Source organism: Oceanirhabdus sp. W0125-5, assembly GCF_027938815.1.
Taxonomy (GTDB): Bacteria; Bacillota; Clostridia; order Clostridiales; family Clostridiaceae; genus Oceanirhabdus.
In genome coordinates this window covers 78,020-94,096 of record NZ_CP115913.1, presented here as the reverse complement: position 1 = coordinate 94,096, position 16,077 = coordinate 78,020, and the positions used below count along the sequence as shown (strand labels likewise).

Sequence of the window (16,077 nt, the reverse complement as noted above, 5' to 3'; positions counted from 1 at the left end):
GGAGGAACTGAAATATGAGAAATATAAAAGCAGTGTTAATGATTTCCGTTAGTGTAATAATTGGAGTTTTAAGTTTTATTTTATGGAAGTCAAATTCTGAGTTAAGAAGTACAAGTGTTTTTATGTCAGAGGATGTTAGAATTATAAATTTAAATCCAGAGGATGTTATTAATGTTTTTAGTAATAGAGATGAGGGGGTTTTTGTTAAAGCCAGCGAGAATAAATATGAGCTGAAAAGCACTAATAATATACCTGATAAAGAGGTGTTGAGAATAGTTTTTTCTAATGAAAAGAAAATATTATTAAGTAACACTAAATTTATTATATACATTGACATTGAAAATAATATGAAAGAACGGTTCATTGATTTAACTAAATTAGATTATTTCGGTAATGACAGAAGTGAAGTGAGTGTTGATAGAAGTGGAGAGAATATTATATATTCTTGTTTTAATGAGAAAGAAAATATGAAGTATGTCTATTATATTGATGTAAAAGAGGGGACTGGTATAAAAATTGGAGAGAATCCTATAGAAGATTTTGTTGATAGTTGGTCTTACAACTCAAATTATTATGCTTATGGTGATAAAGAAGGAAAAAAAATTGTGGTTTTTGATGTGGAGAATTTAGAAGTTAATAAGATAGATTTTAAAAGAGATTATATTAAAAAGGTATTAATAACAAATAAGGGGGAAGTATTTGCTGAAGGGAATAAAAAGTATGTTATAAGAAGAAATGAAAATTATGAGCTCGCTGAATGTGTGATTGCGGGAAATTTTCTGAGTAGTCACAAGAATATGATTATATCGTTTAAAAACGGAATATTCTACGGATATGAGAATGGTGCAATGACTAAGTTGAATGAAGTATCAGAGCAATTTAATGTGGTTAAACAAGTTAATCATAATGTTTTGCTATCTGATGAAAGTGGAACAATAATTTATAATATTGAGAATAACAAACTACATAAATATTCGTTTAAATATGAGTATTTAGATATGATAATTCCAAGTATAGATGGAAATAGGTGTTTGATTAAAAGTAAGAGATATAACAATAGGATAATTGGAAGCAATGGTCAATATTATAAGGTAAAAGATATAAATTTAATGAAAATTATTGGAGATTGTTCTTGGATTGATGAGGAAAATATAATAGGAATTTACTATACAGAATATGATAAACCTATAATATTTAAAGTTCAAATATGATTTGGGAATTTTGTGTTTTAAGTCGTAGTAGAGAAAGATTACCACTTAAAACATAACTGAAAAGTTGAAAATTGAAAGTGGAAAACGATGGAGGTTTTGCTCTGCAAAACTACATTTTATTGTTCTTTAGAACAAGAGGGGTTTACTTATTTTATCTTTAGATAAAATATTGTAATTTAGAATACAAGGTTTAATCAAGATGAAACGAGTAAACTATTCTTGTCCGAAGAACAATATGATTAAAATTTCTCGAAGAGAAATATCCTACGTTTTCCACTTTCAATTTTCCACTTTCAACTTAAGTTTTTAAAGCGTATTTGTTTTTTATTTTGCTATAACATTTAACTAAGTACATTAATTATTTGTTTGTAATAATAAATTGTTACTTGGATAAAATAAACCTGTAAATAAAAATTAATAATTAAGGAGGAAATAGTATGATCAGAAGGTTCAATGTGGGATTACTAATATTAATTTTTAGCTTTGTATTTATAGGTGAAATTCAAAATACATTTGCATTAAATAGTATATTAGATCCAGAGTTAAAGAAAGAAGAAAAAATTGTAGTAGAGGAAGAAGAGACTTTTTTAAATAAAATTAGAAAACTCTTAGATAATAAGGAGGAAGGATTAGAAGAAGACGGTAATAAATTAGATCAAGAAAAACTAAGAAAAATTGATAAAGACGAGAAATTAGAGGAAAAAGGAACTGTATCTGAAGAAGAGACTTTTTCAGAAGAAGACAGTAATAAAACTGAAAAAGAGGAACTAAAAAGAGAAGAAAAAGAAACTGTATTAGAAGAAGATACTAATAATATTAAGGATGAAAAACTACCAATAGAAGACAAAAAAGATAAAGTTAAAGACAGAGGAATTGTTGAAGAAAAAGAAGCTGAAACTATAGATCATAAAGATAAAGATGAAGAAGAAATTGAATATAAAGTTATATTTAAAAGCTTATGGAATAAGAAAACTCATCCGAATAAGTTCCCTGATGATGCTTCATTCTCAACATTTGTAGGAATAGTACATAATAAAAAAGCTTGTTTATGGAAAGAAGGAACTATGGCTTCAAAGGGTTTAGCTAAATTAGCTGAAACAGGCAAAAATGGTCATCTTGAAAAGGAAATTTCAAAGAAGAAGAAAAAAGGCGGAATAGATGATAAATTCTTTATAAAAGGTGGAAAAAGTTTAGGAAAAGAGAGAAGTACAGAAATAGAAGTTTGTGAAGAATATCCAATGGTTTCAATGGCTGCAATGATAGGCCCTAGCCCAGATTGGTTTACTGGTATTGATAGTGTGTGTTTAATTGAGCAAGGAAGATGGGTAGATAAGAAAATTGTTATGATTTATGCTTATGATGCAGGTACACAGGAAGGTAAATCATATGAGGATAAGGGTAAGAAAACTCAACCACAAGATAAAATTATGAGAATTGAAAAAGAACCTTTCCTATATGATGGAGAACTTATTCCTGTAGGTTGTATAATGTTTGTAAGAGACGACGACTAAACATAAAACAAATGTAGAATGGATAATGTAAAATGTATAATGAAGGACATTTCACTCATTGAAATTTTAATTTTGTTGTTCCGTGGACAATAGGTGTTTACTCGTTTCATTTTTGATGAAACATTGTAGTTTAAATACAATATTTTATCCTTAGGATAAAATGAGTAAAAACTCTTTGTTCTAAAGAACAACAAAAATATAGGTTCTGACCGAAGTCAGAACCATCCATCATTATACATTATCAATTATACATTATACATTAATAAAAAAAAGGCCATCGGCCTTTTTTTATAGCGTTAAGCTATTTATATAAATCTCATAAATATCCTTTTCTTCAACTAATCCTTCATGTTTTTTTAGTTTACCTTCATTTTTCATCATGGAAAGCGTATATTTTCTTAAGTCGCTTTCGCTTATGTTACAATTATTTGGCATGATTTGTTTAATAAACTGACCAAATTGATCTATTGTATCAAATTCTAATAAATCTAGTATGGTTTCAACTTTACTACGTAAATTTAAGTTTTCATAACAGAAGTTTAAATATGCTTTTAAAAGAAGTCCATTAGCTTTACCATGAGGTATTTTATGATGATAGGTCAATGGATATCCCATACCATGTGGTAGAGAGGTTCCAGCTTGTGATATTACAACCCCTGCTAGTGTTGATGCTAACATTATTCGCTCGCGTATAGCGTAAGGAAAATCATTTGCTATAAGTGAATCAACACAATCATTAAATAAATCAAATCCTTTTTCAGCAGTAAAATCACTAAATAAATTGGCATCTACAGATAAATACCCTTCAATAAGGTGTGATAGTGCATCTATTGCAGTGTTTATAGTAATCTCATCTGGTGTTCCAATTAGGTAAGATGGGTCTAATAATGCATATTTAGGAAAAACTTTCTGATTAAAGTTTCTTTTGGTACCAACACGATTATCAGTTAATATTGCATAAGGCGTAGTCTCAGTACCTGTACCTGCAGTAGTTGGTATAGCAACTACTGGTATAGAATCAAGGTTACTAATTTCAAAGATTTCATATGGATCCATATCTGGATTTTTTAATAAAATTGCTAAGGCTTTGGAAGCATCTATTGGAGAGCCGCCACCAATACCAATTATAAAGTCTATTTGTTCTTCTTTAACACGATTAAAAGCATTTATGATATTTTCTAGAGTAGGATTTTCTTCTACAGAATCAAATACAATATATTCAATATTCTCTTTTTCTAGAGAATAGATAGTGTCATTTAAAGAACCATTTTTTTTCGAAGAATTAGCTCCTGTCATAATGCAAGCTTTATTGCCTAAAGATTTAAAAATAATGCTATTCTCCCTTACAACATCTTGATTACATAATATCTCTGTAGGCATAAAATAATGGAACTTATTCAAAATAATCACCCCTAACTATCTTTAACGATATACACTAAAAATTATACTATATTAATAATACTACTACTTTTAAGTAAAGTACAGAAGAATAAAAAAAGAAATGAAATTTAACATATTGTTAATATTTTACAATTAAGGAAATGAAATTTTAGAACAAAAATCCTGCAATTTTTTGAATTATCACACTGAAAGTATTATAATTATAATTATAGTAGAAAACACAGGAGGGATTAAATGAAAAAACAATTTTCATTAAGTAGAGAAAATGCAATGATTAATTTTACTATGAAATATTGTGAAACTGGAGAACAATTATTAGATAGTTATGGATTTGATAGAGTTATAACATCCTATATAAAGAAAATAAAGAAAAATGATAATACAATCTATAGACATTTTATTGATTGCAGTAAGATGGAAGATGAAAATGAATTAAAGGAATATTTAAAAGATATTTTTAAATTACTTTTAGTTTTTGAAGTAGAAGAAATAATCAGATTAAATGAAAAATATAAATCTATTTTCACTGATAAGGAATTATTAATTGAATTTATAGAAGGTGTATATAGTTTCTGGAGAAAAATTGAAAGATATGCAATAATACAAAACAATAGAATTGGTAAAGGAATACAAAACGTGAGTTTTATTGAAGCTAACAATAGCTTTACTAAATTGGTATTAGACACCTATAGAAGAATAGAAGAGACTGTGATTGGATATAAGCATAGAGTATACAGGCAAATTCCAGCTGGTGCTAATGCAGGTATTATCGTTAATAATATAAAGTGGGATACACCAGATGAATATAAATTTTTGTGTAAGGTACCTTTTATAGAAGAGGTAATTCTTCAACCACCATTTATAACTTATCCAAAAAAGAATAAAAGAACGGGTGCATTTGTGGAGACCAATCATAACCCTCTTGAATATATAAGAATTAATGAAGAACATTGGTTTTGTTATCCTGCAAAAGTTGGAGAATTATTAGCATATGTATATTTTCACAGAGATTTTATGTCATTAGGTTTAACTCTATGTAACTTATTCGAATTGGCTAAAGTAGAGGAATATACAAATAAAAAGCCAGATATAATTTATGTTTTTGGAGCAAGAGATGGTCATGAAGAGATGAGAACAGCATTTTATAATGATAAAGAGAATGATATAATGATAGGTTTTGCAAATTATCATGAGGATATTGATTACTTTGGATACATGAAGAAGATGATATTAACGCTTCATAATGTAAGAATGATTGAAAATGAACATCTTCCAATTCATGGAGCCATGGTAAGAATAACTATGAAGAGTGGTAAAATTGTTAATGTTGTTATTGTTGGAGATAGTGGGGCTGGTAAATCAGAAAGTTTAGAAGCTTTTAGAAGTCTTAGTGAAGAATATGTAAAAGAGATGAGCATAGTCTTTGATGATATGGGTGTATTAAAACTTGATGCAGATGGAGATATAACAGGATATGGAACTGAAACGGGAGCATTTGTTAGATTAGATGACTTGGATATAGGATACGCATATAAAGAAATTGATAGAAGTATTTTTATGAATCCAGATAAGGTAAATGCTAGAGTTATTATACCAATTTCAACTTACTATGAAATAACATGTGGTAGACCAGTAGATTATATTTTTTATGCAAACAATTATGAAGAAGGAGAAGAAATAGAATTCTTTGATGATGTTGATAAAGCTATACAAGTATTCAAAGAAGGAGCAAGAATGGCAAAAGGAACAACTACAGAGACTGGTTTAGTAACATCATATTTTGCAAATCCATTTGGTCCCCTTCAAAGACAGGAACAAACAGATATACTTATGGATAGATTTTTTAAAGCTTTTTATAAAAATGGAATCAAGGTGGGGCAAATAAGAACTCTTCTTGGTATACCAGGAAAAGAAAAAGAAGGACCAAAGGCAGCAGCACATAAATTGTTCAATTTAATTAAAGGGTAATAAGCAGTATCAATTTCTATGAATTTTATTTTTATTGAAGGGAAAAATAAAATTACGGAGGTTGATTAACATGAAAAAAAGAGAAATAATAGCTGCTATACTTTTAGTTATTTTAATGGTTTTTAGTTTTGCATCATGTGAAACTGAAAAAAAGAATGAGAATAAGAAAAACCAAAATATGAAAAATAACCAACAGAAAGAAGAACAGGAAAAAGAAGAATCTTCTTTCGATATTTTACAAAAATACAATATCAATATCTAAAAAAATGGCAATTACTTGCCATTTTTTTTTAGATATTAAATTTATAATATATTTAAAGATAAAGCTTTTTCTAAACTTATATTATTTTCAATACCTTGTGATAAGGGAACAGATTTGCTTACATCTCCAAATAATATACCACCAACTAGTTTTCCTTCTCTGAAGAATAATTTCTTGAGAGTGTTATTAATTTTATCAATGCGATTTAATTCCTCAAGGTCATCTCCAAATACTATACCACAAGAGAATATTTCAACATTCATTGCACTGAAAGCGGTTGACGAAATAAAATCTTCAAAGTTTAAGTTATCACCAATAGCATTAGCTCCTGCAGTTTTACCCATTTCAATTGCAGCTGGCCAGTTACCGTATACCACTCCATCAAATTCAGCTACATCACCACAAGCATATATATCTTTTATTGAAGTTTCCATTCTTGAATTAACAAGAATTCCTCTATTAATTTCTATATTACTTTCATGAGTAATTTCAATATTAGATCTTATGCCCACTGAGAATATTATTAGTTCAGCTGGAATTTCATCTCCACTTTGAAGTTTTACAGAAGTTACTTTATCTTCACCAAGGATATCAGTAACTGAATTTTCCATATATAAATTTATCTCATTTTTTATTACAGCATCTTTTAATAAATTTGAAGAATCTTGATCAAGCTGTTTGCATAATAACTTAGATGAAAGTTCTGCAATAGAAACATTATATCCTGATTGTTTTAATTCCCAAGCGCTCTCAAGTCCTGTTAATCCACCACCTATTATAAATACATTTTTAACATCTTGAAGATCAGTTTTTATTTCATTAAGATCTTTTAAATCTTTAAGAGTGTATACTCCTTTTTTATCAATTCCTTTAATAGGAGGTACAAAATTTCTACTACCATTTGCAAGTATCAATTTATCATATTTTATAATAGAATCATTATTTATTGTTAGTTCCTTAGAATCGCTGTTAATATTACTTACTATTGAGTTTAGCATAAGAGTAATATTATTTTCTTTATACCAATCCTCATTCTGTAAATAGAATACATCTTCATTTAAATCTTCAACAAGTCCATCTGATAATAAAGGTCTATAATATGAAATAGAATTCTCGCCAGTTATAATAGTTATATTACATTTAGGGTTACGTTTTCTAGCAGCATCTGCAGCATAGAAACCAGCAGCACCATTACCAACAATAACAAGTTCTTCTTCCATATCAGAAATGAACTGGATTTTTTCAATATGAACTTCAACAAACTGCTCAGCTGTTGCACCACAAGCTGGACAGGTTTCAGGAGGAGTATCCCCATCAAAGACTTCATTACACACAATGCATCTCCAACGTTTAGTTATTTTTGAACCGTCTTTAGGTTGTATGCTTTCTTTAACCTTTTTAGCAAAATTAATTCCATAAACATATGCATCTTGAATTTCTTCTGTATTTGGTTTAAAAGTAGATCTTAAGGAACCTGCAAGATTTAATCTGACTTGCTTTAATCTTTCCATAACATTTGGAACACCTTCACCGCTCCATCCAAATGATCCAAATGCGCCAGCTACTTTTCCGCCATGAACTAATGGATTAAGATTTATTAATATATCCCATATAGGTTTTAAAGCATCTCCATTAATTGTTGGGGTACCAAATAATAATCCATCTGAAATGTTTATTCTTGATAATATATCATTTATATCATGATGTATTACATCATAAAGGCTTATATCAAATTCTCCAACAGATTTAATGCCTTCAGCTATTTTTTTTGCCATTTCTTCAGTGTATCCGTAGGCAGAAACATAACATAAAGTTATTTTTGGTATTATATTTTCAACAGCATATCCTTCACTCCATTTCTTGTATATATCCACAATTTTTCTAGGGTTATCTCTTAAAATAGGCCCATGTCCAGGACAGATAACATCGATATCTAGAGGTTTTATTTTTTCTATTGCCGTTAAAACATATTTCTTGAAAGGTCCCATTATCATATTAAAATAGTATTCCAATGCTTCCATATAATTTTCTTCATTTTCAATTTTATCATTAAAGATTCCTTCGCTACAGTAATGGCTTCCAAATGAATCACAAGTCATTAACATATTATCTTCTTCTATATAAGTGTATATTGAATCAGGCCAGTGTAGAAAAGGTGCGTTAATAAATTTTAATGTTTTATCACCTAAACTTAAAGAATCCCCATCTTTCACTTCAATATAAGGAAAGGATTTATTAACAATATTTCTCAAAAACTGAATAGCAGTTTTTGACCCAACAACTTTAGCATTTGGAGCTAATTCAAGAATTCTTGCAACAGAACCTGCATGATCTGGTTCTGTATGATCTACGATAATATAATCAATACTGTCCATTGATATACCTAGATGATTCAATCTTTCCATATATTGATCGAATGTTTTTTCTTTAACAGTTTCAAATAAGGCTGTTTTCTCACTACCTTTAACTACATATGAATTGTAAGTGGTTCCAAATGGGGTATACATAATAATATCAAATACTCTTAAATCTGGATCAAGTGATCCTACCCAATAAATATTATTTCTTATTTCAACTGATTTCATCATAAACACTCCTATAAAATATATTCTAAAATTACTTTATGCTATATTGATTTATTTAATGATTATTAGTTAATAATTATTATTTGTTATGTAATTATTATATAATAAAAAATTATGATATACAAGGTATTTGTTTAAAATTTAACGAAATTTACAAAGTAAACAATAAATAATTTAAACAAGGAATCTCTATATTTAGGTATTTTTAGTAACTTAATTAAAATAATATGCATAAAATATATATATATTATGCCCTACATGATAGTAATTATTGAGGAGTGTTTATATGGATAAAATCCAAAAAATAGGGAATCAAAATATTGAAAACCCACATAGAGAAGATGGCCATAAACATATGAGAGAGGGAAAGTTTAATGATGCTATAAAAGCTTATCAAAACGCACTAAACATAGAGCCTAATAACGACGAAATATATAGTTGTATTGGGTATGCATATTATGAGAAAAGAAAATATACTGAAGCGCTAAAATATTTCGATAAAGCGATGAAGATTAATCCTCAGAACAGTGAAAATTATAATGGAGTGGGAAATATTTTGGATGAAAAAGGGGAGTTTGAGAAAGCTACAAAATATTTTGATAGAGCAATTGAATTAAATCCAAGGAATCCTGTTTATTTTTATAACAAGGGGTTGAGTCTGCAGAATCAAGCAAGATATGAAGATTCTCTTAAATGTTACAGTAGAGTTGAAGAATTAGCACCTAAATTTAGTGAAGCGCTAAATAATAAAGGGATTTCACTTGCAAATATGGGACGATTTCAAGAGGCTTATGAATCATATAAGAAAGCCATCAAAGCAAAGGCAGACAATTTTATATATTATATTAATTGTGCAGATGCATTAAACAACATGAACAAATATGAAGAAGCATTGAAGTATTGTAATAAAGCATTAAAGATTGAGAAAAAAAGTGACTTTATTTATATAAATAAAGCTATTAGCTATATGGGGTTAGAGAAATATGAAGAAGCATTAGAATGTTGCAGAAAAGCTCTTTCAATAAACAAGAATAATAAGGATGCTAAAAGTTTAAAAATAGAAATTAAAGAGAAGCTTAAGGAAAAATTATATCAAGAATAGAGAAATATTTCAGAGGGAATACATAGTATTTCCTCTGTTTTTCTTTTGTATACTATCAAATATAGGTGTATAATATAAAATAGAATATAATCAAACTTAGGGGGTGGATTTAATGGAATTAATTAATGGTAGATATAGATTATTAAAGGTTATTGAGCATAAGACAAATAAGACTGTATATTTAACTGATGATATATTAAAATCACTTAAAGTAACAATTAATATAGTCAAGCTTGATTACATCCCCCAAAGCTTTGATATTTATGAGATGGATAAAAATGAATATTTAAAAATTAACAGTAAATACATAATTAAAGTGCTAGATATGGGAGTAATAAAATCTATTGATAATAAAAAAGTTGAAAATATTTCTTATTATTATTACATAACAGAATATCTAGAAAACAATAAATATGATATTAAAGATATAAAAGATTTTGATAAATTGAATAATATATTTATTGATATTTGTAAAGGATTAAGTTATTTGCATTTAAAAGGAGAAACATATAAATATTTAAATCCTAAAAATATTTTAATATATTCTGATGAAACAAATCAGTTACATGCTAAATTAAAAGATACACTTAGTAGCACAATTGATGAACACAATATACTATCAGTGAACCATGAAAAATTAGAATATAAAGCTCCAGAGTTTATAAATGGTGAAGAAGTAAATAATACCATAGATATTTATTCTCTTGGGATGATAATTAAAAATATCATCATTCCTAATTTTAATGATTGCTCTAAAAATTTAAATGAAACAAAAGAAAAAAATAATATCATAATGAAGTTGTTTATTATCGTACGTAAAATGATAAATAAAAATGAAAAGAAGAGATATGAAAGTATTCAAGAATTAACAAAAGAATTTAATCAAATTTTTAATCTTAAAGAAATATCTAATGATATTGATGATATTGAAAAAATAAATTTAAAACATAAAATGTACGGAAGAGATTTTGAAATTAGAGAGATACTTGATTGGTATGATAAAAATGAAAGTGGTGTAGTATTTGTTCATTCTCCAAATGGTATGGGCAAGAGTACATTTTTGAATGAAATTGAGTATAAATTAGGATTAAGAACTAACGAGTTATATTCAAGTTATTTCTTAAAAAATAAAGACAATAATGATTATAATACTTTTGAGGATATAATAAAAAAGCTTTTTCATGAAGCGAAAAAAGAAATAGTTAAAAAATATGAAGAAGATTTGAAATTAATAATACCAGAAATAAATTCAAAACAAATTATGCCAGTTCATTTATTTAATGATACAAATGAAAGGTATAAGTTTAATAGTAAATTATTGAATTTTATGTATGATGTAATTGAAAATAAAAAAGCAATCATAATAATTGATAATTTACAATATGCATCAGAATATTTAATTGAACTTTTAGAGATGCATTTACTAAAAAATAATCTTGATAAAAGTATTTTATTGATATTATCTTATAGTGATGAAGAAATTTGGAGAAATAAGTTTGCAAGTAGATTTATTAAAAAATTTAAAGATATGAATAATAATATGGATATTTCCCTAAAACCTTTAGACTTAATGGATACGACTCTTTTAATCAAGGATATGCTTAGTTTATCTTATCTTCCAAATAAATTGGCAAAGAGGATTTTTAACCATACATATGGAAGTCCCATATTTATTCAGGAAGTAATAAAGAATCTTTTTGCAAAAAAAATTGTATATGTTAATGAAAGTACTGGGAGATGGTCAATAGATTTTGAAGATTATGATGATATCAAATTACCAGACAATATAGTTATAGCATCCATGGGACAAATAAATGATTTAGGAACAGAAAACTATGAGTTTCTAAAAAAACTTTCAGTTTTAAAGGATCATATTCATATTGAAATTATTAAAGAAGCTTTCAATTATTCTGAAAGAGATATTTTATATTTCATAAATACATTGTGTAGAAAAGGAATATTGTCTAGAAATAATCAAATATATGAAAAACAATATTATTTTACTAACAAAATGATGAAAGATGTTATATATGGAAGATTAAAAGAAGAAGAAAAGAAAGATTATAATAATTTAATAGCTTTAATTTTTGAGAGAAAATATTTGAGTGGTGAAAAAATAGATATTAGAATTATAATAAATCACTTTGAAAAAGCACAAGAGTATTCAAAGGTAAGAGAATATTGTAACCTTTTAGCTGAGAATATGATTAATATTAATGAAAATTTAGTAGCTATTGATTATTTAGAAAAAGCAATTAGATATTCAGATAATAATGATGAGAATGATATAAGAATGAGGATTAAACTTGCATTATTAAGTCATCAATGTGGGGAAAGTGAAAGAGCAGTTCAAATACTAGAAGAGGCAGATAAAAAAGCCCAAGAAAGAAAATTAATTGAGCAAAGAGTAGATATATTGTTTGAACTAACCAATTTATTTGCAAGAAGTAAGAATAAGTCAAAATGTGAACAACTTCTTGATACAATATTAGAGTTGTATTCAAAAACTAAATATAATAAAGCTTATTTATATTATCTTCTAAATAAAATTAGGATAAAAACTTTACTTGAGGGGAAACTTGATGAAGCTGCTGAAATAGTGATTGAATTAAAAGAAATTACTCCTGAAAATGAATATAGAATATTAGGTGAACTGTATAATATTGAAGGAATAATAAATATAATAAAATCTAATACAATAAAAGGTATAGATTGCTTTAAACAATCATTACAACACTTTGAAAAAGATAATTATATAAGAGGAAAGATTAATTGCCTAAATAATATAGCTGTTATTTATTATGAACATTTTCAAGATATACAAAAAGGGATGGAGTTTTTTGAAAAAAGCAGACAAGTAGCAGAAGAGTATAGAATTATTGAGGCTCTTCCACTTATCTTTTCAAATCTGGCAGAGTCAAATATAGACTTAAATAATTTTGAAAGAGGAGAAATGTATCTTAATAAAGCTAAACAATTATTAAACAGTGCAAGTGACAAACAGAGTTTATTATCTATAAATGTTGAGTTTACATCTTTAAATTTAAAATATGGTAATTTAAAAATGGTTGAGCATTATTATTCTGAGTGTGAAAAAAATGTTGCTGAAAATTTTGAGTTTACTAGGGAAAAAGGTGAGTATTTCATTACTTCAGCACAAAGAGCGCTGTTTTATTTGGATTTTAATTCTGCTAAAGAGTTTTGTGATAAGGCTGAAAAGATATATGAAAAAGAACAAAACAAGGCTTTATGGGAAATTTATTTTATTAGAAATATAATAAAAGCTTATGAAGGTGAAGATGTTGACAAAATTATGGAAGATAGTTTTTCTATAATAGATAAGATTATCTACCCAATAGAAAAGATGAATATGCTCTTTCAATTAGCTGTTTCCTTTGCTTTAATGGGATATAAAAAACAGTTGAAAATAATATTTGAAAAAATAATTGCTCTTAAAATAGAGAAAATGAATTTAAATATTATGATTAAGTATGAAATAGCTAAGGCTTGTACTGAGACAGATTATGATGTTGAAAAATTAATAGAATTGATGGATCAAGTAAAAGATACAAAGATGAAATTAATAAGTCTTTTCGGTAACTATGTTATAGCATCAACTTATTATAAAAAGAAGAATTATATTTATGCACTTAATTACTATTTAATTGTGATTGATATTTTAAAAGAGATTTATGAATTTGCTCCTATAAAATATAAGAAATTATTTATAAACAGAAAAATTTCAAAAGAAATTTTGGATGTTATTAGAGAATTGAAAATATACTTCACAAGAAATAATGAAGATATAAGTAATAATACAAATATAGAAGAAGAATTTAATAGTATGCTTTCTTTTGAGTTTTTCAAAGAGATTGTTAGTAGTAAAGCTTTTAGTGAATATACAAAAAAATTATACAAACACAAGGAATTATACTATATTGAAGACATTAAAGATATAGTTAAGAATTTATTCTCAAATCCAGAGGAAAACTTGAAATTCATATGTAACTTCATTGAAAATATCACCTTGGCATCAAGATGTATGGTGATAAAAGGTAATGGAGTTGATCAAAAGGTGATTTTTAGTAGTAATGGAGATGTTGAATTGCCTAAAGATATGAATATAATTGAAAGAGTAAAAATAACTAGAGAGAATATAATCTATAATAAACTTCATGGGGAAAAGAGTAGAATCAATGTGAAGAGTAGGATGCATGGTATTATATGTTTACCTATAGAAGATTCAGCTCATAGAGATATAATAAATTTACATGATAGAAAGAGTTTTAAAAATAGGAGTACTAGAATTAAAGGAGTTCTTTATATTGAATCCTACAGCATTTTAAACAATTTTAATGAGCATACAGTTTCAAAATGTCTGGAACTTATACCGCTTCTTAACGCTACTATGAGTAGCTATGAATTCAAGATGATTTCGGCTATTGATAAATTAACTGGAGTATATACTAGAAAGTATTTAATGGATTCATTTAAGTTGGAATTAGAAAAGACATATGAAGAGGGAAATCAATTAAGTATACTAATAGCAGATTTAGATCATTTTAAAAATATTAATGATAAATTTGGTCATCAAAAAGGTGATGAGGTATTAAAAGAAGCCAGCAGGATAATGAAGAATTCAATAAGAGGAGAAGACATAATAGGACGATATGGTGGAGAAGAATTTTTAATAATTCTACCTAATGCAAGCTCAAACGATGCTGAACAAATTGCAGAAAGAATAAGAATGAACCTTATGAATTCAAATATTATTGGAGAAAATTATCCAGTAACTTCAAGTATAGGTATAGCTTCTTACCCAGAACATAGTAGATTGCAAGAGGAGCTAATTGAAAAGGCTGATAAGGCGTTATATGATGCTAAAGAAGAAGGACGAAATAGAGTTAAAATATATTCCACATTAATGGAATTTGGAAATAAAGGAGCTAATAAACTTTCAGGAATAATCACTGGAAATTCTGTTGAAGATTCTAGAAATGTACTTACCTTTATTGAAGTTTTAGAATTAATGGATGAACAAATAAGTTCATCAAATAAAATATTTAAGCTTTTAGGAAGATTAATTGAGACTACAGAGGCTGAAGAAGGAACTTTATTTAAAGTAAATGATGGAGAAATATCAGAAGTGCTTTCTAGAAGAAGATACAATGAGAATTGGATTGAAAAAGAAGATTATAACGAAGAAATTGTAAGAGAAGTCATAGAAAGTAAAAAGGAAATATGTACAATTGACTGGAACTTGCGTAATAGAAATAATCCATTTACAGGGCTTCCAGATTGGAATTCAATAATATGCATTCCTCTTATAATTGAGGGGGAAGTAACAGCTATATTACTTCTTGAAGTCCCTACTTCAGAGAAAGAATTTAATTATGAAAACCTTAATTTTGTAAATGTTATAATTAAATTAGCAAAGAGAATATTCCAAGAACCATGTCATGGTAAAAAGTAACAAATAATAAACAAACTAATAAAATATAGTATTGACATAGATAAATCCCTATGGTAATATTATAAAAAATTAAAACAAAAAGGCAAAGATAAGGACGAGTAGAAATAGTTTCGCTACTACAGAGAGCTCTGGTTGGTGAGATGGAGCATAGAAGATTATTTTGAATACACCTTTGAGCTGTAGTCTGAAAATATGTTTAATATTAGTAGGATGTTCCGGAATCCCGCACACGTTATAGTGCTAGAGTATCATATACTCATTATTTATTATGATTATATTGTACTTGAAAAGGTTGATATGGTGACATATTGATAAAATACGAGGTGGTACCACGTGAGTATATACTCCCGTCCTCTGCAGAAGATAATTCTGCGGAGGGCGGGATTTTTTATTTTCCTCTAGAAAATAAAAAATAATGGAGAATGGAGAATGGAGAATGGAGAATGGAGAATGATTGAGATTTCTCTCCGAGAAATATTAATCTTATTGTTTCTGAGACAATAGCACTTTACTCGTTTCATTAACATGAAACATTGTATTTAAAATGCAATATTTTATCTAAAA

General features: G+C 27.3%; 8 protein-coding genes and 1 other annotated feature. Of the genes, 6 read left to right on the top strand and 2 right to left on the bottom strand.

All coding sequences use genetic code 11. The features are described 5' to 3' along the window. Positions 1-14: 14 nt before the first annotated feature. Positions 15-1,211 (top strand): hypothetical protein, encoded by a 1,197-nt coding sequence (locus OW730_RS00435; protein ID WP_271227206.1) that lies wholly within the window; start codon positions 15-17, stop codon positions 1,209-1,211. Positions 1,212-1,648: 437 nt separating this feature from the next. Further along, on the top strand, positions 1,649-2,722 hold the full coding sequence (locus tag OW730_RS00430) for a spondin domain-containing protein (protein ID WP_271227205.1): 1,074 nt from the start codon (positions 1,649-1,651) through the stop codon (positions 2,720-2,722). A gap of 288 nt (positions 2,723-3,010) precedes the next feature. Here OW730_RS00430 and OW730_RS00425 read toward each other — a convergent pair whose 3' ends face one another. Next, complete coding sequence (locus tag OW730_RS00425; RefSeq protein WP_271227204.1) at positions 3,011-4,123, bottom strand: iron-containing alcohol dehydrogenase; 1,113 nt, start codon at positions 4,121-4,123, stop codon at positions 3,011-3,013. A gap of 234 nt (positions 4,124-4,357) precedes the next feature. On the opposite strand from OW730_RS00425, the gene OW730_RS00420 reads away from it, so the two are divergent. Next, positions 4,358-6,091, top strand: a complete 1,734-nt coding sequence (locus OW730_RS00420; RefSeq protein WP_271227203.1) for a phosphoenolpyruvate carboxykinase — start codon at positions 4,358-4,360, stop codon at positions 6,089-6,091. Between the two features lie 70 nt (positions 6,092-6,161). Further along, positions 6,162-6,353 carry a hypothetical protein gene (locus OW730_RS00415; protein ID WP_271227202.1) on the top strand — a complete coding sequence of 64 codons (192 nt, stop codon included), beginning with the start codon at positions 6,162-6,164 and terminating at the stop codon, positions 6,351-6,353. A 41-nt stretch (positions 6,354-6,394) separates the two neighbouring features. Here OW730_RS00415 and OW730_RS00410 read toward each other — a convergent pair whose 3' ends face one another. Then, positions 6,395-8,938 (bottom strand): FAD-dependent oxidoreductase, encoded by a 2,544-nt coding sequence (locus tag OW730_RS00410; RefSeq protein WP_271227201.1) that lies wholly within the window; start codon positions 8,936-8,938, stop codon positions 6,395-6,397. A 286-nt stretch (positions 8,939-9,224) separates the two neighbouring features. Here OW730_RS00410 and OW730_RS00405 point away from each other — a divergent pair, with 286 nt between their 5' ends. Further along, positions 9,225-10,040 (top strand): tetratricopeptide repeat protein, encoded by an 816-nt coding sequence (locus OW730_RS00405; RefSeq protein ID WP_271227200.1) that lies wholly within the window; start codon positions 9,225-9,227, stop codon positions 10,038-10,040. 112 nt (positions 10,041-10,152) lie between these two features. Beyond that, a complete protein-coding gene (locus tag OW730_RS00400; protein ID WP_271227199.1) occupies positions 10,153-15,513 on the top strand; it encodes a diguanylate cyclase in 5,361 nt (1,786 codons plus the stop codon). Between the two features lie 76 nt (positions 15,514-15,589). Next, positions 15,590-15,871 (top strand) — a binding site (T-box leader). Positions 15,872-16,077 lie beyond the last annotated feature (206 nt).

Excerpts from the sequence above, each read along its gene's own strand:
- OW730_RS00420 (WP_271227203.1), top strand. The coding sequence starts at position 4,358 with ATGAAAAAACAATTTTCATTAAGTAGAGAAAATGCAATGATTAATTTT.
- OW730_RS00410 (WP_271227201.1), bottom strand. The coding sequence starts at position 8,938 with ATGAAATCAGTTGAAATAAGAAATAATATTTATTGGGTAGGATCACTT.
- OW730_RS00415 (WP_271227202.1), top strand. The coding sequence starts at position 6,162 with ATGAAAAAAAGAGAAATAATAGCTGCTATACTTTTAGTTATTTTAATG.
- OW730_RS00400 (WP_271227199.1), top strand. The coding sequence starts at position 10,153 with ATGGAATTAATTAATGGTAGATATAGATTATTAAAGGTTATTGAGCAT.
- OW730_RS00435 (WP_271227206.1), top strand. The coding sequence starts at position 15 with ATGAGAAATATAAAAGCAGTGTTAATGATTTCCGTTAGTGTAATAATT.
- OW730_RS00430 (WP_271227205.1), top strand. The coding sequence starts at position 1,649 with ATGATCAGAAGGTTCAATGTGGGATTACTAATATTAATTTTTAGCTTT.
- OW730_RS00405 (WP_271227200.1), top strand. The coding sequence starts at position 9,225 with ATGGATAAAATCCAAAAAATAGGGAATCAAAATATTGAAAACCCACAT.